General features: G+C 73.2%; 22 protein-coding genes. 13 read left to right on the top strand and 9 right to left on the bottom strand.

From position 1 onward, the window contains the following. The first annotated feature begins 20 nt into the window (after positions 1 to 20). The 3 genes from KIT14_01625 to KIT14_01615 all read left to right on the top strand — a co-directional run bounded on the left by KIT14_01625 (position 21) and on the right by KIT14_01615 (position 2,030). Positions 21 to 209 carry a ribbon-helix-helix protein, CopG family gene (locus KIT14_01625; protein MCW5889231.1) on the top strand — a complete coding sequence of 63 codons (189 nt, stop codon included), beginning with the start codon at positions 21 to 23 and terminating at the stop codon, positions 207 to 209. Positions 210 to 285: 76 nt separating this feature from the next. Beyond that, positions 286 to 453, top strand: a complete 168-nt coding sequence (locus KIT14_01620) for a DUF1328 domain-containing protein (GenBank protein MCW5889230.1) — start codon at positions 286 to 288, stop codon at positions 451 to 453. 332 nt (positions 454 to 785) lie between these two features. Further along, on the top strand, positions 786 to 2,030 hold the full coding sequence (locus KIT14_01615) for a response regulator (protein MCW5889229.1): 1,245 nt from the start codon (positions 786 to 788) through the stop codon (positions 2,028 to 2,030). 5 nt (positions 2,031 to 2,035) lie between these two features. On the opposite strand, the gene KIT14_01610 is transcribed toward KIT14_01615, so the two are convergent. Further along, positions 2,036 to 2,767 (bottom strand): hypothetical protein, encoded by a 732-nt coding sequence (locus tag KIT14_01610; protein ID MCW5889228.1) that lies wholly within the window; start codon positions 2,765 to 2,767, stop codon positions 2,036 to 2,038. A gap of 79 nt (positions 2,768 to 2,846) precedes the next feature. On the opposite strand from KIT14_01610, the gene KIT14_01605 reads away from it, so the two are divergent. From KIT14_01605 to KIT14_01590, 4 genes are read left to right on the top strand one after another with little or no spacing between them, the layout of a single operon-like run. After that, positions 2,847 to 4,340 (top strand): hypothetical protein, encoded by a 1,494-nt coding sequence (locus tag KIT14_01605; GenBank protein ID MCW5889227.1) that lies wholly within the window; start codon positions 2,847 to 2,849, stop codon positions 4,338 to 4,340. 57 nt (positions 4,341 to 4,397) lie between these two features. Next, a complete protein-coding gene (locus KIT14_01600) occupies positions 4,398 to 6,758 on the top strand; it encodes a phosphoketolase family protein (protein ID MCW5889226.1) in 2,361 nt (786 codons plus the stop codon). Next, entirely contained in the window at positions 6,709 to 7,926 is a 1,218-nt protein-coding gene (locus tag KIT14_01595; GenBank protein ID MCW5889225.1) for an acetate/propionate family kinase, read from the top strand. The genes KIT14_01600 and KIT14_01595 overlap by 50 nt, the downstream gene beginning before the upstream one ends. Positions 7,927 to 7,980: 54 nt before the next feature. Beyond that, complete coding sequence (locus KIT14_01590) at positions 7,981 to 9,204, top strand: S1 RNA-binding domain-containing protein (protein MCW5889224.1); 1,224 nt, start codon at positions 7,981 to 7,983, stop codon at positions 9,202 to 9,204. Positions 9,205 to 9,208: 4 nt separating this feature from the next. Here KIT14_01590 and KIT14_01585 read toward each other — a convergent pair whose 3' ends face one another. Both KIT14_01585 and KIT14_01580 read right to left on the bottom strand, forming a co-directional pair. Beyond that, positions 9,209 to 10,516 (bottom strand): SAM-dependent methyltransferase, encoded by a 1,308-nt coding sequence (locus KIT14_01585; protein MCW5889223.1) that lies wholly within the window; start codon positions 10,514 to 10,516, stop codon positions 9,209 to 9,211. 61 nt (positions 10,517 to 10,577) lie between these two features. Next, positions 10,578 to 11,315, bottom strand: a complete 738-nt coding sequence (locus tag KIT14_01580) for a DUF4239 domain-containing protein (GenBank protein ID MCW5889222.1) — start codon at positions 11,313 to 11,315, stop codon at positions 10,578 to 10,580. Here KIT14_01580 and rpiA point away from each other — a divergent pair. Genes rpiA through pgi form a run of 3 tightly spaced genes read left to right on the top strand, consistent with a single transcriptional unit; the run spans position 11,275 to position 14,915 of the window. Continuing rightward, a complete protein-coding gene (gene rpiA / locus KIT14_01575; GenBank protein ID MCW5889221.1) occupies positions 11,275 to 12,165 on the top strand; it encodes a ribose-5-phosphate isomerase RpiA in 891 nt (296 codons plus the stop codon). The genes KIT14_01580 and rpiA overlap by 41 nt on opposite strands. Beyond that, complete coding sequence (tal, locus tag KIT14_01570; protein ID MCW5889220.1) at positions 12,165 to 13,259, top strand: transaldolase; 1,095 nt, start codon at positions 12,165 to 12,167, stop codon at positions 13,257 to 13,259. Before rpiA ends, tal begins: the two co-directional genes overlap by 1 nt. A 15-nt stretch (positions 13,260 to 13,274) precedes the next feature. Continuing rightward, positions 13,275 to 14,915: a glucose-6-phosphate isomerase gene (gene pgi / locus KIT14_01565; GenBank protein ID MCW5889219.1), complete on the top strand. Its 1,641-nt coding sequence runs from the start codon at positions 13,275 to 13,277 to the stop codon at positions 14,913 to 14,915. 284 nt (positions 14,916 to 15,199) lie between these two features. On the opposite strand, the gene cydB is transcribed toward pgi, so the two are convergent. From cydB to KIT14_01550, 3 genes are read right to left on the bottom strand one after another with little or no spacing between them, the layout of a single operon-like run. Beyond that, positions 15,200 to 16,231, bottom strand: coding sequence for a cytochrome d ubiquinol oxidase subunit II (cydB, locus tag KIT14_01560; GenBank protein MCW5889218.1), 1,032 nt, complete (start codon positions 16,229 to 16,231; stop codon positions 15,200 to 15,202). After that, positions 16,228 to 17,760 (bottom strand): cytochrome ubiquinol oxidase subunit I, encoded by a 1,533-nt coding sequence (locus KIT14_01555; protein ID MCW5889217.1) that lies wholly within the window; start codon positions 17,758 to 17,760, stop codon positions 16,228 to 16,230. The genes cydB and KIT14_01555 overlap by 4 nt, the downstream gene beginning before the upstream one ends. A 14-nt stretch (positions 17,761 to 17,774) precedes the next feature. Continuing rightward, a complete protein-coding gene (locus tag KIT14_01550; protein ID MCW5889216.1) occupies positions 17,775 to 17,960 on the bottom strand; it encodes a hypothetical protein in 186 nt (61 codons plus the stop codon). A 193-nt stretch (positions 17,961 to 18,153) separates the two neighbouring features. Here KIT14_01550 and KIT14_01545 point away from each other — a divergent pair, with 193 nt between their 5' ends. The 3 genes from KIT14_01545 (at position 18,154) to ppc (ending at position 22,449) form a co-directional block, all read left to right on the top strand. Then, positions 18,154 to 18,897: a nuclear transport factor 2 family protein gene (locus KIT14_01545; GenBank protein MCW5889215.1), complete on the top strand. Its 744-nt coding sequence runs from the start codon at positions 18,154 to 18,156 to the stop codon at positions 18,895 to 18,897. Then, complete coding sequence (locus KIT14_01540) at positions 18,894 to 19,493, top strand: glutathione S-transferase family protein (GenBank protein MCW5889214.1); 600 nt, start codon at positions 18,894 to 18,896, stop codon at positions 19,491 to 19,493. The genes KIT14_01545 and KIT14_01540 overlap by 4 nt, the downstream gene beginning before the upstream one ends. A gap of 175 nt (positions 19,494 to 19,668) precedes the next feature. Next, entirely contained in the window at positions 19,669 to 22,449 is a 2,781-nt protein-coding gene (ppc, locus tag KIT14_01535) for a phosphoenolpyruvate carboxylase (protein MCW5889213.1), read from the top strand. An 18-nt stretch (positions 22,450 to 22,467) separates the two neighbouring features. On the opposite strand, the gene KIT14_01530 is transcribed toward ppc, so the two are convergent. From KIT14_01530 to KIT14_01520, 3 genes are read right to left on the bottom strand one after another with little or no spacing between them, the layout of a single operon-like run. Further along, positions 22,468 to 23,319 carry a zinc metallopeptidase gene (locus KIT14_01530; GenBank protein MCW5889212.1) on the bottom strand — a complete coding sequence of 284 codons (852 nt, stop codon included), beginning with the start codon at positions 23,317 to 23,319 and terminating at the stop codon, positions 22,468 to 22,470. 42 nt (positions 23,320 to 23,361) lie between these two features. Beyond that, positions 23,362 to 24,513 carry a HupE/UreJ family protein gene (locus tag KIT14_01525; GenBank protein MCW5889211.1) on the bottom strand — a complete coding sequence of 384 codons (1,152 nt, stop codon included), beginning with the start codon at positions 24,511 to 24,513 and terminating at the stop codon, positions 23,362 to 23,364. Next, on the bottom strand, positions 24,510 to 25,376 hold the full coding sequence (locus KIT14_01520) for a SurA N-terminal domain-containing protein (protein MCW5889210.1): 867 nt from the start codon (positions 25,374 to 25,376) through the stop codon (positions 24,510 to 24,512). Before KIT14_01520 ends, KIT14_01525 begins: the two co-directional genes overlap by 4 nt. Positions 25,377 to 25,386 lie beyond the last annotated feature (10 nt).

Here is a 25,386-nt window from a genome sequence, read left to right as displayed (position 1 = left end):
CGCTGACCACACGAGCAACCATGCGAACCCGCGGCACCATGACCATCTCCCTCCCACCGTCGATGCTGGCCCGCATCGAGCGTGTCCGGCGACGGGAGGAGCGGACCCGGTCGGAGTTCGTCCGCGAGGCCATCCGCGTGTACCTGGCCCACGTCCGCGACCTGGAGCGCGGCCGCCGGGGCGGCGGCAGAAAGGGAGTGACACCGTGAGCGACGGCACGACCGACGAGGCGAAGGGACACCGTCACCGGAAGGCGGCGACGGTGCCCGCGCGAGGAGGCGCACCATGCTTCAGTGGGCTCTGATCTTCTTCGTGGTGGCGATCGTTGCGGCCCTCCTGGGTCAGCGCGGGGTCGCCGGGCTCTCGGCCCAGATCGGGTATTTCCTGGTCGTCGTGGCCGTGGTCTTCCTGGTCATCGCGTTCGTCATGGGGCGCGCTCCGGTCGCTCCATGACGCGCGTCGGGTGTCGCGGCCGATCCCAAGGGGCCGCGGCACCCGGCGCGTCCGCATCCGCATCCAGGTTCGGCTACCGGCACCGTGTCCGTAGTGCGGACTAGGCTATGTGTGCGGCGTCGCAATGCATTTTCGCATCGAGGCGGTGACGTCGCGCCGTCGGCGATTCAGCGCCGCCGTCACATTCGCACCATGCAAGGTGCCCCGCACGGCGCCGCCGCGCCCGAAGTATCAGGCATTCCGACATGCCGAACGCCTGGTCCCAAGGTTGCATATCCCTCGGTACCCCAGGTCGAGGTGAGGATTCGAGCTGACTTGGGGGGGCGGGTCGGATGCAGAAAAAGGTCGTCGTCGTCGAGGACACCGAGGTCGTCCGCGCGCTCATCGTCGCATACCTGCGCCCGTACGGCTGCACGGTGATCGAGGCGCGCAACGGCATCGAGGGCATCACCGCCATCCGTGAGGAGCGCCCGGACCTCGTGCTGCTCGACATCAGCATGCCCGAGATCAGCGGCAACGACGTCCTCAAGCTGATGCGCGCCGACGCCACCACGCGCGGCATCCCGGTCGTCATGACCACCGCCCAGGCCGCCAAGGACATCGTCTCCGAGGTCGTGTCGCAGGGCGTGAGCGCCTACCTCGTGAAGCCGATCACGCGCGAGGTGTTCGACCGGGCCGTGGGCCGGATCCTCGGCCCGCCCGTCGCCCCGATCCGCAAGGCGCCTGCGCCGAAGAGCGAGGCGGCGCCCGCCGAGCCCGCGCGCAGGGAGGCTCCGGCGGCCGCGGCGCCGCCGCGTCCGGCGCCTCCCGCCGTCTCGGCGCCGCCGGCGACGATCACGGTGCTGGTCGCCGACGAGAGCGGCCGCTCGCTCGACAGCATCCGCAGCGCCCTCGAGAGCCACGCGCGGGTCCTCACCGCGACCAACGGCCGCGAGGCCGTCATGCGCTTCGATCAGGAGCGCCCCGCGGTGACGCTGCTGTCGCTGTCGCTGCCCGATCTCGACGGCTGGCAGACGCTCGCCGCGATCCGCGGCACCGGCACCGAAGGCGGGCGCATCCTGGCGCTCGTGCCCGAGGGCGAGACCGTCGACCCTGCACGCATGGAGGCGGCCGGCTTCTCGGGACGGCTCGCGAAGCCGATCAACGCCAACGACCTCGTCCACACCATACGCGCCGCGGCTCTCGAGGCCGGCGACGACGCCGCCGACGCGCGGGTCGACTGGCTCGACGGCATCCCGGTCGTGGTCTTCCCGAATCCCTCGCTGCCGGCCTTCGCGCGCATCGTGCTCGGCCTGCCGCGCGTCGTGCAGCGGCTGGCGCAGGCGGGGCACGACTGCATGGTCGTCGACCTCGGCGGGCTCGAGGACACCTCGAGCGGCATTCCGCGTCTGGTGGCACGCATGCTGGCCGCGGCGGGCGCCAACCGCATGCGGGCGGCGGCGGTCGCCAGCCCGGCGGTGGCGGCGGGACTCGAGGCGATCGCCGAGACGAAGGTGCCCTACCTGCGCACGCGCGCCGAGGCGCTCGACCTGCTCGCGGCGCGACGCACGTCGCATCCGGCCAGCAGTGCGAGCTGACGACGCTAGCGTCCGACGGCCGGGCGGCTCGGCGTGCGCGTCGCCGCGCGCTGCGCCTCGGACACGGCCGGATGGAGATGCGTCGTCGGCCGCTCCGTGACGTGCTCGGGGCGGATCTCGAGCGGGTTCAGCCACTCGATCACCGCGGCCCAACCGAGGCTCTCGGGATCGTCGGTCAGGTAGTGCGGCACCACGGCGAGGACGTGGAAGCCCTCGTGCAGCTGGAACGTGAGCGTGTCGTCGACGAGGCGGCCGTGGACCACGTCGGCGACGTAGGCCGAGGCGTCCATGGACGCGGCGTAGCGGTGATAGCCGCGCAGCCGGCCGCCGGCACGGATGCGCCGCAGGCCGAGCCGTTCGACGAGCGTCCGCCGGCCGCGGTAGAGGGCGCCGCCGACGCCGTGGTGCTGCACCCCCGGGTCGACGATCGCCTCGGCGGCGTAGAGCGTGTGGCCGCGCCGCGGGTCGTGGTTGGCGAACGTGCCGTTGGCGGTGAAGCGCTCCCACGAATCCAGCGTGTCGTAGTCGTCCCAGTGCACGACCAGGCTGGCGACCATGCCGACCACCGCGTCGCCGAGCGTCGCCACCAGCTGACCGTCGGGGAACATCCGACGGTGGTTGCCGAGCTGCTCGGGCGTCCACGGCGGGGTCTCCGGATAGACGCGGCGGCAGAGCTCCGCGATGCGCGGGAAGTCGCACGGCTCCGTGTTGCGCACCCGGACGGTGTCGTCGGCCATCCCTCGACGGTGGCAGCGCCCCCCGCGAGTGTCGAGCCGCGATTCCCAGCGGACGTGCCGCCCACTACGATGCGTGCCGATGCTGTCCGACGTCCTGCGCTCGCTCGCGTACTGCACGCCCCGTAGCGTCCGCTCCGGCGACGAGGTCGCGCTCCACCTCTCCGCGGTGGATCTCTCGTTCGTCGTCGAGGTCGTGCGTGACGGCCCCGAGCCGGCGGTGGTCTGGCGCCGCGACGGCGTCCGCGCCGCGACGCACGATCTGCCGGCCGATGCGCCCGAGAACGGCTGCGGCTGGCCCGTCGCCCTCACCATTCCCGTCGATCCCGCCTGGCGCAGCGGCCTCTATCTGGTGCGCTGCACGCCGGCGGGCGCGTCGGAGGCCGATGCGCCGACCGCGTTCTTCGTCGTGCGCGCGCCGGCGCCGTCGCCCGACCGCATGCTCCTCGTCCTCGCGACGACGACCTGGAACGCCTACAACGACGCCGGCGGCCGCAACTACTATACCGGCGCCGACACGCTCTCGTTCGAGCGCCCGCTCTGCCTCGGCATGCTGGCGAAGCCGGCCGGCGACGGCGAGCGCGTCGCCAGCGTCGTCCCCGGCTCCGGCGCCGACGCCTACGTGCTCTACACCGCGACGCATTCGCTCGGCATGTGGCACGGCATGGCCGGCTGGGCGGCGTGGGAGCGGCGCTTCGCGTGCTGGGCCGAGGTCGCCGGCTACGCGCTCGACTACGCCACCAGCGAGGATCTCGAGCGCGTGCCCGACCTGCTGCGCCCCTACCGGCTCGTGCTGAGCGTCGGCCACGACGAGTACTGGAGCGGCGGCATGCGCGACGCGGTCGAGAGCTTCGTCGGCGCCGGCGGCAACGTCGCGTTCCTCTCGGGCAACACCTGCTACTGGCAGATCCGGCTCGAGGGCGCGCGCAGCGTCTGCCTGAAGCATCGCTTCCGCGAGGACCCGGCGGGGGACGGTCCGACGACCACGACGATCTGGTCCGACCCGCGCCTCGGCCGCCCCGAGAACGCGCTCACGGGCGTCTCGTTCACGCGTGGCGGCTACGCGCGGACGGCGTCGAGCGTGCCGCGCGGCAGCGGCGGCTACGAGGTGCACCGCCCCGACCACTGGCTGTTCGCCGGCACCGAGCTGCGCCGCGGCGACCAGCTCGGCGCCGCGCCGGTCGTCGTCGGCTACGAATGCGACGGCTGCGCTCTCACGCTGCAGGACGGCCTCCCCGTCGCGACGGGGGCGGACGGCACGCCGCCGGGCTTCGTCGTGCTCGCGACCGCGCCGGCGACGCCGTTCGACGCGCACACGACGCCGCTGCCGCTCGCGCCCGGCGGCGAGTACGAGCTCGAGTTCCACGCCAGGACGCTGCTCGGGAGCGACGACGCGGCTTCGTGCGAGCGCCTGCGGCACGGGCACGCGGTGCTCGGCACCTACGCGCGCGGCGGCACGGTGGTGACGACGGGCTGCACGGACTGGGCGTACGGGCTCGACGATCCCGTCGTCGCGCGCGTCACGCGCAACCTGCTCGAGCGTCTCGGCCGTGGCGTGACGGATGCTCCGGGATGATCGCGCCGCGCCGACCCGCATTGACGGTGCCGGCGGCGGGAGGAACAAGTCTCCACGATGGACACGCTCAGTGATGCCGAGCTGGCAGGCCTCGACGCATGGTGGCGCGCCGCCAACTACCTCACCGTCGGGCAGATCTACCTGCAGGCGAATCCGCTCCTGCGCGAGCCGCTGCGTCCGGAGCACGTCAAGCCGCGGCTGCTCGGCCACTGGGGCACGTCGCCGGGCCTGAGCCTCGTCTACGTCCATCTCAATCGGCTGATCCGGCGCGACGACGTCGACGTCGTCTATCTCGCCGGTCCGGGGCACGGCGGGCCGGCGATCGTCGCCAACGTCTGGCTCGAGGGCACGTACTCGGAGATCTATCCGAAGGTTCCGGCCGACGCCGACGGCATGCACCGGCTCTTCCGCCAGTTCTCCACGCCCGGCGGCATCCCGAGCCACGTGAGCGTGCCGACGCCGGGCTCGATCCACGAGGGCGGCGAGCTCGGATACGTCCTCGTGCATGCGTTCGGCGCCGCCTTCGACAACCCCGATCTGCTCGTGTGCGCCGTCGTCGGCGACGGCGAGGCCGAGACCGGCCCGCTCGAGGGCGCCTGGAAGGGCATCCACTTCCTCAACCCCGCCCGCGACGGCGCGGTCCTGCCGATCCTGCACCTGAACGGCTACAAGATCGCCGGGCCCACCGTGCTCGGCCGCTCGACCGACGCCGAGGTCGCGGAGCTGCTGCGCGGCCACGGCTGGGAGCCGCACCTGGTCGCCGGCGACGATCCGACGCTGGTGCATCGCGCCTTCGCGACCACGCTCGACGCGTGCTGGCAGCGCATCCGCGCCATCCAGCACGACGCGCGCACGAAGGGCGTCACCGACCGCCCGCGCTGGCCGGCCGTCGTGCTGCGCACGCCGAAGGGCTGGACGGGACCGCGCGAGGTCGACGGCGTGCGGGTCGAAGGCACGTTCCGCGCCCACCAGGTGCCGTTGGCGAACGTGCGCAACGATCCGCAGCACCTCGCCATGCTCGAGGCGTGGATGCGCAGCTACCGCCCCGAGGAGCTGTTCGACGCGCAGGGGCGTCCCGTCCCGGCGCTGACGGCGCTGGCGCCGCGCGGCGACAAGCGCATGAGCGCGTCGCCGCACGCGAACGGCGGCCGCGTCCTGCGCGATCTCGATCTGCCGCCCTGGGCGGACTACGCGCTGCCGGTCGCGAAGCCGGCCACCGAGCGCCACGAGTCGACGCGCCAGCTCGGCAAGCTCATGCGCGACGTCTTCACGCGCAATCGCGCGCAGGCGAACTTCCGTCTCTTCTGTCCCGACGAGACCAACTCGAACCGTCTCGGCGACGTCTTCTCGGTCGAGAACCGCTGCCTCGTCGGCGACGTGCGCCCCTACGACGACCACGTCGCCGCCGACGGCCGCGTCATGGAGGTGCTCTCGGAGCACAACTGCCAGGGCTGGCTCGAGGGCTATCTCCTCACCGGACGCCACGGCCTGTTCGCCACCTACGAGGCCTTCGCGATGGTCTCGGCGTCGATGACCGTCCAGCACGCAAAGTGGCTCGAGGAGGGCATCAAGCTCGAGTGGCGCGCGCCGATCGCGTCCCTGAACATCCTGCTGACGTCGACCTGCTGGCGGAACGACCACAACGGCTTCAGCCATCAGGGGCCCGGGCTCATCGACACCGTGTTGTCGAAGAAGGGCACGGTCGCGCGCATCTACCTGCCGCCCGACGCGAACTGCCTGCTGTCGGTCGCGACCCACTGCTTCCGCAGCCGCAACTACGTGAACCTGATCGTCATCGACAAGCAGCCGCAGCTCCAGTGGTGCGACGCGGCGGCGGCACGCGAGCACTGCGCGCGGGGCGCGTCGGTGTGGGACTGGGCGGGGACGCCGAGCGGCGGCATGCCCGAGGTCGTGCTCGCCGCCGCCGGCGACGTGCCGACGCTGGAGATCGTCGCCGCGGCGTGGCTGTTCCGCACGCACGCGCCCGACGTGCGGGTTCGCGTCGTGAACGTCGTCGATCTGATGGCGCTGTTCACGCGTGAGGCGCATCCGCACGGCCTCGACGCCCCCACCTTCGAGAGCCTGTTCACCGCCGATCGCCCGGTGATCTTCGCGTTCCACGGCTATCAGCGTGCGATCCACGAGGTGATCCACGGCCGCCCCGAGCCGGAGCGCTTCCACGTCCGCGGCTTCAACGAGGAAGGCACGACGACGACGCCGTTCGACATGGTGGTGCGCAACGGCATGAGCCGCTACCACCTGTGCCTGGAGGTGCTGCGGCGTCTTCCGAACCGCGGCGAGCGCGGTCGGGCGCTCGAAGAGCTGTCGCAGGCGATGCTGGAGCGGCACGAGACGTACGTCTGCGAGCATCTCGAGGACATGCCGGAGGTACGCGACTGGACCTGGACGGGCGAGTGAGCGTGTGCGCGTCCTGTCGCTGAACGGCGGCTCGTCGTCGCTGAAGGCGGCGCTCTGGGAGATCGACGCGCATGGCGAGGTTCGTCTCGCCGACGCGACCGTGAGCGGCCTCGGCATCGCGGCGGCGACGCTGCGCCTGCGCGACGGCGGCGGCGTGCGGATCGCCGACGCGGCGGTCGTCGCCCGCGATCCGGCGGCGGCCGTACCGCTGGTCGCCGACGCCTTCACGGAGCACGGCTTCGCCGCTCCCGAGGCGGTCGGCCACCGCCTGGTGCACGGCGGCCCCGACCTCGGGGCGCCGACGCGCGTCGACGACGGGCTCCTCGCGACGCTGCGCCGGCTCGTCTCCTTCGCACCGCTGCACCTGCCGGCGGAGATCGCGTCCATCGAGGCGGTGGCGGCGCGCGCGCCGGCGCTGCCGCAGGTCGTGTGCTTCGACACCGCCTTTCACCGCGGCATGCCCGACGTCGCCCGCCGCCTGCCGCTGCCGCGCGCGGCGCACGACGCCGGCATCCGTCGCTACGGCTTCCACGGGCTCTCGTACGAGTACGTGTGCGAGCGGGTGGGGGGCGCGGCGGCGGGGCGCCTCGTCATGGCGCACCTCGGCAACGGCGCGAGCCTGGCGGCGGTCCGCGACGGCAAGCCGGTCGACACCACGATGGGGCTGACGCCGACCGGCGGACTCATGATGGGCACGCGCACCGGCGACCTCGATCCCGGCGCGCTCGTCCACTGGATGCGGGCGCACGACGCCGGCGCCGAGGCGCTCGCCCGCCTCGTCGACCACGAGTCCGGCCTCGCCGGGGTGTCCGGCACGACGGCCGACATGCAGGCGTTGCTCGCGGCCCGCGCGACGTCCGTCGCCGCGGCGGAGGCGGTGGACCTCTTCTGCTGGATCGCGCGCAAGCACGTCGGCGCGATGGCGGCGTCGCTGGGCGGGCTCGACACCCTGGTCTTCACCGGCGGCATCGGCGAGCGCGGCGCGGACATCCGCGCCGGCATCTGCGCCGGGCTCGAGCACCTCGGCGTCGAGCTCGACGCCGCCCGCAACGCGTCGCACGCGCCGACGATCTCGCTGCCCGGCCGTTCGTGTGCGGTGCGCATCGTGCCCACCGACGAAGACCGCATGATCGCCCGCCACACGCACGCCGTCCTCGCGGCGGCGTGAGCGCAGGGACCGCGCGGCGTCGCCAAGCCTCGCCGGACCGGGCATAACGGCCGGATGGCGCAGTCCGACGACGAGGATTTCGCCGCGCTCCTCGCCGCCAGCGAGCAGGGGGCCCGGCGCGAGAAGAAGATCAGCACCGGCGACGTGGTGCGCGGCCGGGTGATCGCGGTGGGGGCGTCGACGGCGTTCGTGGCGATCGGCGGCAAGCACGAGGCCGGCATCGACGTGAACGAGTTCCGCGACCCGACCAGCGGCGAGGTCGGCATCGCGGTGGGCGACGAGATCGAGGCCACGGTCGTCGACGACGGCGGGCGCAGCGGCGAGATCAAGCTGAAGCGCGTCGCCGGGCGGGGCGGCCACGTCCCGGGCGAGCTGGAGCAGGCGTTCGTCGCCGGCATCCCCGTCGAGGGCCTGGTGAGCGGCGAGAACAAGGGCGGGTTCGACGTGCAGATCGGCACCGTGCGCGCGTTCTGTCCGGCGTCGCAGATCGACCGGCGGCGCGGCGAGGCGTCGCAGTACGTCGGGCAGCGCTTCGCGTTCCGCATCACCAAGCTCGAGGGCGGCGGGCGCAACGTCGTCGTCTCGCGCCGCCAGCTGCTCGAAGAGGAAGCCGAGGCACGCGGCGCGGCGACCTGGGCCGAGCTGCGCGAGGGCGCGGTCGTCACCGGCACGGTCACGTCGGTGCGCGACTTCGGCGCCTTCGTCGACATCGGCGGCGTCGACGGGCTGATCCACGTGAGCGAGCTCGGGCACACGCGCGTCGAGAACGTCGCCGACGTGCTCCAGGTCGGCCAGCGCGTCGAGGCCAAGGTCGTGAAGATCGAGCGCGGCGCCGACGGCAAGGGGCGCATCGGCCTCTCGCTGCGCGCGCTGGCGCCCGATCCGTGGCGCACGGCCGCCGAGCGCTATCCGGTCGGCGCGCACGTGCGCGGCGTCGTCCGCCGGCTCGAGCAGTTCGGCGCCTTCGTCGAGCTGGAGCCGGGGCTCAACGGCCTCGTGCACGTCTCGCGCATGGCGCTCGATCGCCGCATCGCGCACGCGCGGCAGGCGGTGACGGCCGGCGACACGGTCGACGTCACCGTCGTCGAGATCGATCCTGCGAAGCGCCGCATCGGTCTCTCGATGGTCGAGCGCGCGCGCCAGGCGCAGGACGCGGCCGAGGCCGAGGAGCGGCGCGAGACCGAGGCACATCTCGCCAAGGGCGAGTCGCGCGGCGGGCTCGGGACCTTCGCCGACCTCCTCTCGGGCGCCGGCAAGGGGCAGAAGCCGAAGGGCTGACCGTCTACCCGCGGCGCAGCACCAGCACCTGGAACGTGCTCCGCCGCCGGCCCACGAAGGTCGCGAGGTCGCGCGCGACGCTCGCCCGCAGCCGCCCGCCGCGCGCCCGGCCGCCCGACCACGTGAGGCTGCCCTGGCGCCAGGCGCGCTCCGGCGCCGGCGACACGAGCCCCAGCATCCACTCGACGGCGCGGTAGGCGAGGATGCGATCCGCCGTCGCGGCGGCAGGCAGGCGCAGCCTCGTGCCGCGCAGCAGGCGGCCCTGCGGGCCATGGTCGACGACGCGCAGCCCCGCCTCCTTCGCGGCGTCGGTCGCGACCGTGAAGTCGACCATGAAGGTCACGTCGTCCTCGCCGGGACGGTCGTATACGCCGTGCCGCGAGCGCGGCGGTCCGGCGAACACCTTGCGCCGCTCCGGCGCCCGCAGGTGAAAGGCCCGCGTGTCGCCGTAGTCGATCCACAGCATCTCGCTGCGCCGGTAGAGGCGGCCGACGTTGGCGACCAGCCGCGGGATCTCCGGCGCTGCGAAGTAGGGCGGCCGCGCGCCGCGACCCGCGCGCAGCTCCGGCACGAAGGCGTCGCAGAAGGCGGCGAGGCCGGGCACGACGTCGAGCGGCAGATCGACCTCGTGGAAGCGCACGCGCCCGCGCCGGCGCGGATCCGCCATGACGTCGTCGAGGCCGCGCGCGGGCAGCGGCCGCCCGCCCAGGCGCGGCACGACGAACGTCACCGCGGGCGGCGCGCCGGCGGGACGCACGATGCGGTGGTGCGCGAGGCAATCGAGCACCTCGTTGGCGACCACCAGCCCCGCGTCGCGGGGACGCGGCAGGCGGGCGTCGCCGGCCGACGGATCGGCGACCCGCCAGTCGACGCGCGCCGCCAGCGACCCCAGCTTCGCGCGCTGGCGCTCGGCCAGCGCCGGGCTGCGCTCGACGACGCGGTAGCGGAACCCGCGGTCGAAGGCGCGCCAGGCGGTCGACTCGCCGGCGCGCCGTGCCACGGTCACGACGACGTCGAGGCAGAGCTGCCCGTTGCCGGCGCCCAGCTCGCAGACGTCGAATCGCGCCGGACGCCCGCAGCGCTCCCACTGGCGGAACGCGCGTGCCGCGACGATCTCGCCGAACACCGGCGAGAGCGCGATCGGGTAGGTGTCGTAGTGCCCGCCCTCGCCGAAGCGGATCGCGCCCGTCGCGTAGTAGCCCCACGACGGCGCGAAGAGCGCCGCGTCGACGAAATCGCGCCACGAGGGGTACGTCGCGGCGACCGCGCGGTGCGCGTCGCGCCGCTCTTCGGCGCCGCGGATCGACAGCATGCGGGCGAGCGCCTAGCACGCGTGCGGCGGCGCAGACCAGGGAACGGGCCCGGCGGCAGCGCTACTTCCCGAGCTGCGCCGCCGCATAGCGCAGGGGGTCCGGCGATACCTTGAGGAGGCCCTGGAACGGCTGGTCCATCTCCAGCACCAGGAATACCGCGCCGCCCACGGACATCGCACAGACGACGAGCACGACGACGACGGTCGCGTGGCGCGGCGCGAACAGGCCGAAGCTGGCGAACGTGATGGTCAGCCAGAAGAGCAGGATGCCGAGGAAGGGACCCGGCACCGAGCTGGCGGCGCTCGCCGAGACCAGCCAGCGGGTCTTCAGCAGCTGCTCGGCGATGTCCTCCGCCCGCGCCTGGAGGTAGCGCTGTCCCTCGTTCGCCGGCTGCAGGGCGTGCAGGGCGCTCGCGAGGGCTTCGACCCGGGTCGCACCCTCCGACACGTCGAGCTGCGGTGCCTGTGCGCCGTTCTGGGGCCAGATCATCGCGATGCGGTGATCGAGAGCCTCCTTCAGCGTCGCCCGCAGCGGCGCCGTTTCGGGGCCGTAGCGGGCGAGCATGCGGTCGAGCGACAGGACGTTGAGCGCCGCTTCCTTCACCGCTGCGTCGACGCCGTCGAACGAGCTCTTCGCCGACGCGGTGATGAGTCCCAGCACGAGCGCCGTCATCGTCGCGACCAGGCCGATGCCGACCTTCACCGTGTCGCGCGTCTCACCGTCGAGATGGTGTGCCGGCAGGACCGTGCGCAGCCACATGCCGCCGAGCGCGCCGGCGAGCGCGCATGCGGACACCATCAAGCCCACCAAGAGGGGGTTCATCCGCGCCCCGAGTAGCCGAGTCGGGTTCCGAGGGCCACCGGAGCGGTCCTGCATTGACCCGGGCCCGACATCGCGAAATGACGGGAGGGTGCGGTCCGACGCGATCTCGCCGAATCCCGCGGCGCTCGCCGCCATCGCGGCGGCGGCGCTCGACATGGTGGTCGACGGCGCGCGCCTCGGGCTCGGCACGGGACGTGCGGCCGCCACCTTCATCGACCGCCTCGGCACCCGCGTACGCGAGGGCCTGCGGGTGACGGGCGTGCCCACCTCGGAGGCGTCGGCTCGCCAGGCCCGCGAGCTCGGCATCCCGCTCGTCGAGCTCGACGAGGAGTCGGAGCTCGACGTCACCTTCGACGGGGCCGACGAGGTCGCGCCGAACCTCGACCTCGTGAAGGGCTGGGGCGGCGCGCTGGTGCGCGAGCGCATCGTCGCCGCCGCCTCGAAGCGTCAGGTCATCCTGGTCGGCGACGAGAAGCTGGTGCGCGGTCTCGGCCAGCGCGGGCGCATTCCCGTCGAGGTGATTCCGCTCGGCCGCGGGCCGGTCGTGCGTCGCATGCGCGCTCTCGACCTCGTGCCCACCGTCCGGCCGAAGGCCGGCGGCACCGACCCGTTCATCACCGACAACGGCAACCTCACGATCGACGTCACCCCGGCGTCGCCGCTCGCCGACGGCCCGGCCGCGCGCGCGCTCGACGCCGCGCTGCGGGCCATCCCCGGCGTGGTCGACACCGGACTCTTCCTCGGCACGGCCGAGTGCGTCCTGGTCGGGCATGCCGACGGCCGGGTGGAGACGCTGCGCCGAGCCGGCGCAGGAAGGAGCAGCTGATGAGCGCGACGAATCCCACGCGGCGTCTGCACGACGCCGGTCAGAGCCTCTGGCTCGACAACATCACCCGCGCGTTGCTGAACGGCGGCGGCCTCCAGAAGTACATCGACGAGCTGTCGGTCACCGGTCTCACCTCGAACCCGACCATCTTCGACCTCGCCATCAAGGGCAGCGCCGACTACGACGACGCGATCAAAGCCGGCGCCGCCAAGGGCCGGGAAGGCGAGGCCCTCTTCTTCGACCTGGCGCTCGACGACCTCACGCGCGCCGCGGATCTCTTCAAGCCGATCTGGGAGCGCACCAACGGCGTCGACGGATGGGTGTCGCTCGAGGTGTCGCCGAAGCTCGCGTACGACACGAAGAGCACCGTCGCCGCGGCGCTCGACCTGCACGAGCGCGCCGGCCGCCCGAACCTGTTCATCAAGATTCCCGGGACGCCCGAGGGCCTGCCGGCCATCGAAGAGGCGATCTTCGCCGGCGTGCCGGTGAACGTGACGCTGCTCTTCTCGCGCGAGCAGTACCTCGCCGCCGCCTACGCCTACGTGCGCGGCATCGAGCGGCGCGTCGCCAAGGGGCTCGATCCCTACGTGGCGTCGGTGGCGTCGGTGTTCGTGAGCCGCTGGGACGTGGCGGCGTCGAAGACCCTGCCGGCCGAGAAGAAGGACAAGCTCGGCGTCGCGATGGGGCGGCGCATCTACAAGTCGTACCGCGACCTCCTGAACGGCGACCGCTGGCTGCGCCTCGCCAACGTCGGTGCCCGCCCGCAGCGCCTGCTGTTCGCGAGCACGGGGACGAAAGATCCGAAGGCCTCCGACATCCTCTACGTCGCCGGCCTCGCGGCGCCGAACACCGTCGACACGATGCCGGAGAAGACGCTGCAGGCCTTCGCCGACCACGGCGAGGTCCCCGGCACGATTCCGGCCGACGGCGGCGACGCCGAGGACGTGCTCGACGACATCGCGCGCGCCGGCATCGACCTCGAGGCGCTCGCGGCGACCCTGCAGAAGGAAGGCGCGGAGTCGTTCGTGAAGTCGTGGGAGGACCTGCTCGCGGTCCTCGTCGAGAAGAGCAAGTCGCTCAAGCGCGCCGGCTGAAGGAGACCCGCGATCATGGGTGCGACCCCGCTCACCGAGCGCCCGGAGTGGCAGGCGCTCGTCCGCCATCACGCGTCCATGAGGGACGTCCACCTGCGCCGGCTCTTCGCGGACGATCCGGGCCGCGGCGAGCGGCTCGTCGCCGAGGGCGCCGGGCTCTACTGCGACTACTCGAAGCACCGGGTCACCGACGAGACCCTGGCGCTCCTGCTGGCCCTCGCCGACGCCTGCGGCCTCCGCGCCCGCATCGACGCGATGTTCTCGGGCGAGAAGATCAACGTCACCGAAAAGCGCGCCGTGCTGCACACGGCGCTGCGCGCCCCGAAGGACGCGGTCGTCGAGGTCGACGGCAAGAACGTCGTGCCCGAGGTCCACGCGGTGCTGGCCCGCATGGCCGCGTTCTCCGACCGCGTGCGCAGCGGCGCGTGGATCGGGCACACCGGCAGGCGCATCCGGCACGTGATCAACGTCGGCATCGGCGGCTCCGATCTGGGGCCGGTCATGGCCTACGAGGCGCTGCGCCACTACGCGACGCCCGAGCTCGACTGCCGCTTCGTCTCCAACGTCGACGGCACCGACTTCGCCGAAGCGACCCGCGGCATCGACCCGGCCGAGACGCTCTTCGTCATCTCGTCGAAGACGTTCACCACGCTCGAGACCATGACCAACGCGCACACGGCGCGAGAGTGGTCGCTGCGGGCGCTGCGGGACGAGGCGTCGGTGGCGAAGCACTTCGTCGCCGTCTCGACCAACGCCGCCGAGGTGTCGAAGTTCGGCATCGACACCGCCAACATGTTCGGCTTCTGGGACTGGGTCGGCGGGCGCTACTCGATGGACTCGGCGATCGGCCTGTCGACCATGCTCGCCGTCGGCCCCGACCGCTTTCGCGAGATGCTGGACGGCTTCCGCGCCATGGACGAGCACTTCCGCACCGCGCCGTTCGCGCAGAACCTGCCCGTGCTGATGGGGCTCCTCGGCGTCTGGTATCGGAACTTCTTCGGCGCGCAGACGGTCGCCGTGCTGCCCTACGAGCAGTACCTGAAGCGCTTCCCGGCCTACCTCCAGCAGCTGACGATGGAGTCGAACGGCAAGCACGTGACCCTCGACGGCACGCGCGTCGGCTGGGACACGGGCCCCGTGTACTGGGGCGAGCCGGGCACGAACGGCCAGCACTCGTTCTACCAGCTGATCCACCAGGGGACGCTGCTGATCCCCTGCGACCTGATCGGCTTCTGCCAGGCGCTGAACCCGCTCGGCCGCCATCACGACCTGCTGATGGCCAACGTGTTCGCGCAGGCCGAGGCGCTGGCGTTCGGCAAGACGCCCGAGCAGGCGAAGGCCGAAGGCACCGCCGACTGGCTCGTCCCGCACCGCACGTTCGAGGGCAACCGCCCCACCACGACGATCCTCGCCGACCGTCTCGACCCGAAGACGCTCGGCGCCCTGGTCGCGCTCTACGAGCACAGCGTCTTCACCCAGGGCACGATCTGGCACATCGACTCGTTCGACCAGTGGGGCGTCGAGCTGGGCAAGGTGCTGGCGCAGCGCATCGTGCCCGAGCTGGAGAGCACGCCGCCGCCGGACCTCGCGCACGACGGCTCGACGAACGCGCTCATCCGGCGGTACCGGGCGCGCCGTGGGGGGATCGGCCGCTAGCTGCGTCGCGAGCGCATCGATGCGCAGGGGACGCCATGCGCGCGGCGTTCGGGCAGCTGGCCAGACTCGGGTTCACGGCAAGCTACGACGATCGCACGGCCATCGTTCGCCGCGTGCTCACCGCCGCCTCGACCCTCGGGAGCTAGCGGCGGTGCGCGTTCCGCACGCGCACGCGAGGGGGCTTCCCAGATCGCCGCGGAGTGCTAAGCGGGGTCCATGGAGTCCCGCTCCTGCGGCGCCTCGACCTGCTGGGTGGTCGGGGCGCCGCTCTCGTCTGCGGGACACTAGTAGCTGTGGTCGTCGAGGCGGACCTTGCCGCGGAAGGTCCAGTACACCGCCGCCGTGTACGCCAGCACTGCCGGCATGCCGATGGCGGCGATCAGCAGCATGATGCCGAGGGTGCGCGGGCTCGAGGCGGCGTTCCACACCGTCAGGCTGTGCGCCGGCTCGAGCGCCGGGACGAGGTCGGGAAAGATCGCGGCGCCGAGCAGGAAGACGAGCGCCACGATCGTCGCGCACGAGCTGGCGAACGCCGCGGCGGGCGTGCCGCGGTAGATCGCCCGCGGCACGTTCGCCACCGCGAAGACGTTCGCCACCGGCACGATCCACAGGATCGGATGGTCGGCGAGATGCTGCGTCGCACGCGGCACGGCGACCAGCGTGAACATCGTCGTCAGTACGAAGGCGACGAGGAAGCAGCCGAACGTGCGCCACATCCACGCCACCGTGCGCTCCCGGAGGGCGCCCTCGGTCTTCAGGTGGAGGTAGATCGTGCCGTGCATCGCGAAGAGCGTCAGCGTCAGCACGCCGACGAGGAGGGCGTACGGGTTCAGCAGGTCGAGCAGCGAGCCGGTGAAATCGCCGCGGGCGTCGAGTGGTAGACCGCGCATGACGTTGCCGGTCGCGACGCCGAAGAGCAGCACCGCGAGCGTAGAGCCCGCGGTGAACGCGCCGTCCCACACGCGGCGCCACGTCGCGTGACGGACCTTGCTGCGGAACTCCATCGACACCGCGCGCAGGATGAGCGCGCAGAGGAGCAGCATGAAGGCGGTGTAGAAGCCCGAGAACACCGTCGCATAGGCCTCGGGGAAGGCGGCGAAGAGCGCGCCGCCGAAGGTGACGAGCCACACCTCGTTGCCGTCCCAGATCGGGCCGATGGTGTTCATCACCAGGCGGCGCTCGCTGTCGTCGTGCGCGACGAGGTGGTGCATCATGCCGACGCCGAGGTCGAAGCCGTCGAGGATCGCGTAGCCGGCGAGCAGCACCCCGAGCAGCGCGAACCAGATCACCGGGAGCGTCGTCGCGTCGAGGGTCATGCCCGCCTCCCCACCGTCTCCGGCTCGGTGCCCGTCAGCGAGTCGCGGTGCTCGAGGCGCGCCGCCGCCGCTGCCACGACGCCCTCGGCGCCGGCGGGTGGCGCTTCGGGGACGGGGACGGGGCCGTGCTGGATCTTCTCGTTCAGGACGTACAGCCAGACCGCGAGCAGCAGCAGGTAGACGAAGCCGAACATGAGGATCGAGCCGAGCACCTGAGCGGACGCGACCGAGGGGCTGATCGCGTTCGCCGTACGCAGGCCCACCGCCTCGTCGTAGACGACCGTTCCCGCCGGGCCGGTGACGACGTCGTTGCCCGCCCACGCGACCGGCGGGTACACGATCCACGGTTGGCGGCCGACCTCCGCGGCGACCCAGCCCGCCTGGTTCGCGACCGCGGCGCCGAGCACCGCGACGACGAAGATCCACAGCAGCCAGCGCTGCTCGAAGAGCGTGCCGCGCCAGAGGAAGAAGCACCCCAGCAGCGTCAGCCCGATGAAGCCGACGCCGAGCGAGATCATCAGGTGGTAGCTGACGTACGCCGGCACGACGGGCGGCCGGTCCTGCGGCCGGAAGCGGTCGAGGCCGACGACGGGCGCGTCGAAGCTGCCGTGGACGAGGAACGAGAGGCCGCCGGGGATGGCGAGATCGAAGCGCATCGACTCCGTCGCCGGATCCGGCCAGCCGACGACGCTCATGTCGGCGGGTCCGGTCCGGAAGTGGGCCTCGAACGCCGCGAGCTTCGCCGGCTGATGGCGGTAGACCATCTCGGCGTTCCCGTGCCCGGTCACGAGCGCGCCGAGCGAGGCGAGCGTCGCCAGCGCCAGCGCCCCGCGGAACGAGCGCTCCGCGAACGCACGATGCCGCCCGCGCAGGACGTACCAGGCGGAGATGCTCATCACGAAGAAGCTGCCCATGATGAAGCAGCCGACCCACACGTGCAGGAGCCGGTGCACCGACGACGGGTTGAAGACCATCGCCCAGAAGTCGACGATCTCCGCGCGCAGCACCGGCACGCCGTTCACGATCCACGGCACGCCGTCGCGCAGCACCGGCACGACGTGATGCCCCGCGGGCGTCTGCTGCCACGAGTTCGCGACCACGATCCAGATCGACGAGAAGATCGAGCCCAGCGCGACCATGCAGGTCGCGAAGAAGTGCATGCGCGGCCCGACCCGGTCCCAGCCGAAGACCAGGATCGCGAGGAAGCCCGACTCGAGGAAGAACGCGAAGATGCCCTCGGCCGCGAGCGCCGAGCCGAAGACGTCGCCGACGAAACGCGAGTACGTCGCCCAGTTGGTGCCGAACTGGAACTCCATGACGATCCCGGTCGCGACGCCGATCGCGAAGTTGAGCGCGAAGATGCGCGTCCAGAACCGTGCCGCCTGGCCGTAGACCGGGTCGCGCGTCCGCAGCCACATACCGTCGAGGTAGACGAGCACGACGCCCATCCCGATCGTCAGCGGCGGGAAGATGTAGTGCACCATGATGGTGAGGGCGAACTGGAGGCGGGAGAGGAGGGCGACGTCCATCGTCCGTGACCTCGTCAGACGCCGGCGCCCGCAGGGGGCACGCAGGCCATCCGCCGGTCGGGGACGCGGTCGCTGCGTGCCGCGATGCCGGCCGCGCCGCCGCGGCTGCCGGCGCGGCGGCCCGGTCGGACGAGCCGCAGGGCCGCGCCGGGACCGATCCGTACGCCGGCCGCGACGCCCGGCACGAGACACGCGTCCATCCGGCAGGGCGGAGCACGATCCGGGCCACCGGGAACGCCCGCGGCCACGCCGCGACGATCTCACGGATGCGGCGTTCGCAGGGTGCCGAATCCCGCATTCGCGAACGCGGGCGCCACGTCCCGAAAGTGGCCTCGGCCGGTCCGTCGGAAGTGGATTCTTGTGAGAGGCCACTCTCGCGTCTACGGCGGAGCCATGGACCCGTCCGAGAAGGTCGTTGCGCTCGTCACCCAGACGCAGGCCGTGCTCGAGGCGCAGCGCAGCCCGTTCGAGGCGCTGAACGCGCTCTTCGCCGGCAAGTCGCCCGCCGAGCAGCAGTCGCTGCTGGAATCGCTGGAGCGCGCGGGCGCCGGCGTCTACCGCCGCCTGGCCGAGGTCGCGCCCGATCCGGAGGTCCGCCGCGCGCTGCTCGAGAGCGCGGCGCGCGAGGAGGCGAACGCCGAGACGCTTGTACGGCTGCGGGGGCCGGTCGTGACCGGCGCCGTGCCGCACGCGGCCCGCACGCCGGCCGAGTTCGTCGACGCCTTCGCCCGCTTCTGGGCGGCCCCGTCGCCGGCGGGACTCGACGCGCTGCTGCGGCCGGACGTCGTGCTGACGCAGCCGCTCTCGCCGCCGGTCCACGGACGGCCGGCGGCGGAGGCGTGGTTCCGAACCCTGCTCGGGTGGATCCCGGACGTGCACGCCGAGATCGACGCTTGGGGCGGCACCGCGGACGCGCTCTTCATCGCGTTCCGGCTGATCGGGACGCTGGGCGGGCGCCCGATCGTCTGGCCCGCCGTCGACCACCTCGTGCTCGACGACGCCGGCATGGCGCGCTCGCGCGCGTCGTACTTCGACCCGCTGCCGCTCCTCGCCGCCACGGCGGCACGGCCGCGCGGCTGGCCCGCGCTCGTGCGCTCGGGCGTGCTGGCGACGATCGCCGGCCGGGGAACGCGATGATCACGCTGTGGTTCGCGCCACGCACGCGGGCGGTGCGCGTCCGCTGGGTCCTCGAGGAGCTGGGCGTGCCGTACGAGCTCCGGCGCGTGACGTTCAACGTCCCCGCGCGCGTGTTCGCGCAGGACACGCCGCTCGGCAAGCTCCCGGTCCTCGAGGACGGGGACACGACGATGCTCGAGTCGGGCGCCATGATCGAGTACGTGCTCGAGCGCTACGGCGACGGCCGGCTCGCTCCGCAGATCGGCTCGCCGGAGCGGGCCGAGTTCCTCCAGTGGATGCACTACGCCGAGGGCACGGCCTTCCCGCCGGTCGCCGTCATCGTCTGGCATCGCCTGTACCAGGGCGACGCCGACGCCGTCCCCACGGTCATCGCGAGCGCGCGCGAGCGGGCGCGTGCGGCGTTCGCGCTCGTCGAGCGCACGCTCGCGGACCGCGAGTACCTCCTCGCGAGCGGCTTCTCCGCCGCCGACTGCATGATGGGCTTCTCGCTGATGGCGGCGCGCCTCCTCGGCGTCCTGGGCGACGACTTCCCGAACGTGGCGCGGTACCTCGCGCAACTCGAGGCGAGAGCTGCATTGCAGCGATCGCTCGAGTGACGCCGTCCGTGGTGTCCGTCGCGCACAGCGTGCTAGCTGGTCACCAACCGTGGCAGGCACGCGACGCCGTCGCCGCGGCCGCGCGCGGGTGTACCGCGGCCGGCGTACGGGTGGGGGGCCCGTGCCTGGACGCGGTACACCCGCGACGCTACACCCGAGCCGCGAGGGCACGTCGATGCAGCTCGGAAACGTCTCACCCGTCGCTCCGCGCGAGGACGAGCGCGAGAAGGAAGCGCCGCTCCGCGACGACATCCGCCTTCTCGGGCGCATCCTGGGCGAGGTCATCCTCGAGCAGGCCGGCCCGCGCATCTTCGAGCTCGTGGAGTCGACCCGGCGCGAGGCGGTGGCCGCGCGGCGCGCCGGGACCGGCGAGGACGCCCTGGCCGCGCACCTCGACGCGCTGGAGGAGCGCGACGCGCTCCACACCATTCGCGCCTCGATCCTCTTCCAGCTGCTCGCGAACATCGCCGAGGACGTGCATCACGGCCGCCGGCGCCGGCATCACCAGCTGGCCGGCTCGCCGCCGCAGCCGGGCAGCCTGCGTTGCGCGTTCGACCGGCTCCGGGGCGAGGGCGTGTCCGGTGCGCACGTCGCCGAGGTGCTCGCCGGCGCGCTCGTCAGCCCCGTCATCACCGCGCACCCGACCGAGGTGCGGCGCAAGACGGTGCTCGACGCGCAGCGCGAGATCGTGGGCCTGCTGGCGCGACCCGACCGCCTCGTGCTGCTCGACGAGGAGCGCGTGGTGTGGGAGCGGAGCCTCCGGCGCCACGTCCTACTCCTCTGGCAGACCGCCATGCTGCGCCTGTCGCGCCTGCGCCTGCGCGACGAGATCAACGAGGCGCTCGGCTACTATCACCTGTCGCTGTTCGAGGAGGTGCCGGCGGTCCACCGCGTCCTCGTCGACGAGCTGGCGCATCACTGGCCCGATGCGCCGCCGCCGCCGCGACCCGTGCTGCGTATGGGCTCGTGGATCGGCGGCGATCGCGACGGCAACCCGTTCGTCACCGCCGACGTGGTCCGGCACGCGATCGACCGGCAGGCGTCGACGGCGCTCGCGCACCACCTGCGCGAGCTCGATCGCCTCGCGGTCGAGCTGTCGATGTCGACACGGCTGGTGACGCCGTCGCCCGAGCTGCTCGCGCTGGCCGAGGCGTCGGAGGACCATTCGCCGTTCCGGCGGGACGAGCCGTATCGGCGCGCGCTGCGCGGCATGTACGCGCGGCTCGCGGCGACGGCCGTGCGGCTCACGGGGCAGGTGCCCGGGCGCGCGCCGCACACCGTGCTCGCGGCGTACGCGACGGCGGACGAGCTGGCCGCCGATCTCGCCGTCGTCGACGCCTCGCTGCGCGGTCATGGGGCGGGGCTCATCGCCGACGACCGCCTGGCCTCGCTGCGCCGGGCCGTGGCGGTGTTCGGCTTCCACCTGTGCAGCCTCGACCTGCGGCAGAACGCCGAGGTGCACGAGGCCGTCGTCGCCGAGCTGCTCGCGCTCGCCGGCGTCACGACCGACTACCGCCGTCTCTCCGAGGACGCGCGCGTGCAGCTGCTGCTGCGCGAGCTGGCGACGGCGCGCCCGCTCACCGGCCCGCACGCCGAGCTGTCCGAGCAGACCGCGGGCGAGCTGGCGATCCTGCGCGCGGCCGCCGAGACGCTCGATCGGGTCGGACGCGACGCCCTGCCCAACTACGTCATCTCGAAGTGCGACGCGGTGAGCGACGTGCTCGAGGTGGCAATCCTCCTGCGCGAGGTGGGCATCGTGCGTCCCGGCGCCGCCGTGCCGCTGCCGATGCAGATCGTGCCGCTGTTCGAGACCATCGACGATCTCACCCGTGCCGGCGCGACGCTGCGCAAGCTGCTCTCGGTCGAGCGCTGGCGCCGCTGGGTGCTGGCACGCGACGGCGTGCAGGAGGTGATGCTCGGCTACTCGGACAGCAACAAGGACGGCGGCTACCTGACGGCGAACTGGGCGCTCTATCGGGCCGAGCTCGACCTCGTTGCGGCGGCGCGGGCGCACGACGTCCGGCTGCGCCTGTTCCACGGCCGCGGCGGCACGGTCGGCCGCGGCGGCGGCCCGAGCTACGACGCCGTCCTGGCGCAGGCGCCGGGCAGCGTCGCCGGCTCGCTGCGCATCACCGAGCAGGGCGAGATGATCGCCGCCAAGTACGCCGAGCCCGAGCTGGCGCGCCGCAACCTCGAGGCGCTCGTCGCCGCGACCGTCGAGGCGAGCTGCCTCGACGTCGAGGGGCTGGGCGAGGAGGCGACCATGGCATACGCGCTGATGGACGAGCTCGCCGAGCGGGCGCGGGCGGCGTACCGGCTGCTCGTCTACGAGACGCCGCGCTTCGTCGAGTGGTTCCGCGCCGCGACGCCGATCGGCGAGATCGCCGAGCTCAACATCGGCAGCCGACCCGCGTCGCGCAAGGCGTCGGACCGCATCGAGGATCTGCGCGCCATCCCGTGGGTGTTCAGCTGGAGCCAGTCGCGCATCATGCTGCCCGGCTGGTACGGCGCCGGCACGGCGTTCGAGTCGTGGGTCGAGGGCCACGCCCACCGGCTGGCACGCCTGCGCGACCTCTACGACCGCTGGCCGTTCTTCCGCACCGTCCTCTCGAACATGGGCATGGTGCTCGCGAAGACCGACCTCGGCATCGCGGAGCGCTACGCCGCGCTCGTGCCCGACGAGGAGCTCGGCCGGCGCATCTTTTCGCGCATCGTCGCCGAGCATGCGCGCACGGTCGACATGCTGCTCGCGATCACGCGTCAGCCCGCGCTGCTCGCCGACAACCTGCCGCTCGCGCGCAGCATCCACCATCGCTTCCCGTACCTCGACCCGCTGAACCACCTGCAGGTGACGCTGCTCCGCCGCTGGCGCGGCGGCGACCGCGGCCAGCTCGTCCAGCGCGGCATCCAGCTGACGCTGAACGGCCTCGCGACCGGGCTGCGCAACAGCGGCTGAAGGGCGGGGGCTCCCCCGTCACCCGCCGCCGAACGTATCGCACGCCTGCGGGTCGCCCGAGCGCAGCCCCTTCTGCAGCCACTCGACCCGCTGCGCCGACGAGCCGTGCGTGAACGACTCGGGCTGCACCACGCCGCCACCCATGCGCTGGATGCGGTCGTCGCCGATGGCGGAGGCGGCGCGCAGGCCCTCCTCGACGTCGCCGGGCTCGAGCACGTCGCGGCGGTCGGCGGCAAAGCCCCACACGCCGGCGAAGCAGTCGGCCTGGAGCTCCATGCGCACCGACAGCTCGTTGCGGAGGTCCGGGCGCTGCTGCTGCATCCGGCGTACGCGGCCCTCGACGCCGAGCACCTTCTGCACGTGGTGGCCGATCTCGTGGGCGAGGACGTAGGCCTGCGCGAAGTCGCCCGGTGCGCCGAAGCGGCGCTTCAGCTCCTCGTAGAAGCCGAGGTCGATGTACACCTTCTCGTCGCCGGGGCAGTAGAACGGGCCGGTCGCCGACTGGGCGAAGCCGCATGCGGACTGGACGGCGTCGCGGAAGAGCACGAGCTTGGCGGGACGGTAGCGGCCGGGGAGGAGCTTGCCCCAGGTGCCCTGCGCGTCGTCGAGCACGAAGGAGACGAAGTCGACCTGCTTCTCCTCTTCGGGCGTCGACTGGATCGGACCGCTGCGCTCCTCCTGCCGGGCCCCGCCCTGGGTCATGTCCTGGAACGTCGGATCGGAGAGGATCGCGAAGAAGTTCTGGCCGGTGAGCAGGCTGAGGGCGCCGAGGACGAGGATGCCGCCGACGCCGATCGGGATGCCGCGCCGGACGATCGTGCCGCGGCGGTCTTCGAGGTTCTCGCTGCGTCGCCCCGGCGTCCAGCGCATGCCCGGTCGATAACAGGAAGCCCCCGCTCTGCACAGAGGTTTCTAGCCGCCGCCGTAGGCGCGGCTGACGAACCAGAAGACGCCCAGGCCGGCGACCGCGGCCGAGCCGGCGTCGACCAGCGCCGGGCGCCAGCTCCCGGCGCGGGCGAGGAGCGGCACCACGAGCAGCACCAGGGCCACCTGACCCAGCTCGACGCCGAGGTTGAAGCCGAGCAGCACGCGGGCGAGCGCCGCCGGCGGCAGCGCCGCGTCGACCAGCACGGCGGCGAAGCCGAAGCCGTGCAGCAGCCCGAAGGCGAACGCCGCCGTCCAGCGCAGGCTGAGCGGATGGGCGGCGCGGCCGAGGCGGATCATGTGGCAGGCGGCGAACAGCGCCAGCCCGGCGAGCGCGAGCGGCGGCACCGTGCCGCCGCCGAGCGCGGCGAGGGCGAGCAGCAGCCCGGCGACGCCGAGCGGCAGCGCGAGCGAGCGGGCACCGCCGGCGAGCCAGACGTTCTCGGCGGCGACGAGGGCCACCGACAGGCCGATCAGCGCCTCGACGGGCGCCTGCTCGGGACGCACCCAGCCGAGCGTCGCGAGCGCCAGCGTCACGCTGTGCGCGATCGTGAAGCCGGTGACGAGGCGGACGGTCTCGCCGAGCGTGCCGCCGAGCAGCAGCAGCGCGAGCACGAAGGCGAGGTGGTCGACGCCGGTCGCGATGTGCTCGACGCCGAGCGCGACCGCGCCGAGGAACGACGGCGGCTCCGGATCGACCAGCGACCAGCCGCGCTCGCCGTCGGACAAGAGCCGCTCGGCGCTGCGGCCGTCGGGCCAGCGGACGCGCGCGAAGTGCACGTGCGAGGGGGCGACGTCGAGGAACGCCGTGCTGCGGAGCCGGGTCGGTGCGCCACCGTCGCAGCGCACGTGCCACTCGAGCGCGAGCCGCCCGGCCGACGCGGCCAGCGCGCGCGGCGGCGCGTCGGGAACGCACGGCGTCTCGTCCGCGAGGAGCAGGAGATGCGCGGCGAGGTAGTCGCCGAGCTTCGCCGCGTCGCCGACCGGCCAGGGCAGGCGCGAGGCCTCGAGCGTCGTCAGGCGCACCGTGACGTCGGCGCCGTCGGCGCCGAGCACCCAGGTGGAGAACGACGTGCTGCGGTCGTGCGCGTGGACCGCCGTCGCGAGCAACGCCAGCAGCGCGGCGAGGCGGAGGATCACGGCGCCGCCGCCACCTGGACGTCGGCGCGGGCCCGCAGGCCGTCGAGGTACGCCCGCAGCGCGCGCTCGCCGGCGCGGCGCTTCCACTCGGCGCGCACCTCGTCGCCGATGGTCTCGAGCGGCGGCGGCTCGCCCGTCTCGCGCGCGACGACCATGAGCACGGCCTGCCCGCCGCTGGTGCGCAGCGGCGCGCTGACGCCGCCCACAGGCAGCGTCAGCGCGCTGCGCAGCGCGCTCGAGCCGAGGTAGTCGGCGAGCTTCGCCGGCGGCAGCAGCGCGTCGGGCAGCGGCGTCGGCTCGGGGTCGCCGACGGCGGCACGCACGGTCGCGACCTCGTCGCCGGCGCGCAGGCGGGCCGCGGCCGCGGCCGCACGGTCCGCGGCCGCGCCCGCGGGTCCGCGACGCCGCCGGCGTCGTCCGCGATCCAGACGCTGCACCTGCACGCGGGCGGCGCGGGCGAAGAAGCCGCGCTCGGCGGCATAGAACGCGGCCAGCTGGTCGGGCGTCGGATCGGGCGCGTCGCCCGGCTGGGCGATCGCGGCCGCGATCACGGCGGCGGCCAGCTCGCGCCGCACGCGCGGGTCGACCTGGGCGAGCCCCAGCTCGAGGCCGCGCTGCACGAGCAGCTCCTCGTCGACGAGCCGCTCGAGGACGTGGCGGCGGAGCGCGCCGTCGGGATCCTCGCGCCGCCCGTCGGCGACGCCCGCGAGCGCGCGCTGGTAGTCGTCGGCGCGGATGGCGACGCCGTTCACGCGCGCGACCGCGCCGTCGGCCGCGTCGTGCGCGCCCGGGCGCCCGGAGCGCAGCAGGCCGGCCGCGGCCACGGCGAGCCCGATCGCCGCCCCCAGGCCGAGCAGTCGCATGCCGCGGTCG

Source organism: bacterium, assembly GCA_026129405.1.
GTDB lineage: Bacteria > Desulfobacterota > Binatia > DP-6 > DP-6 > JAHCID01.
This window is presented reverse-complemented; position numbering and strand designations above follow the sequence as displayed.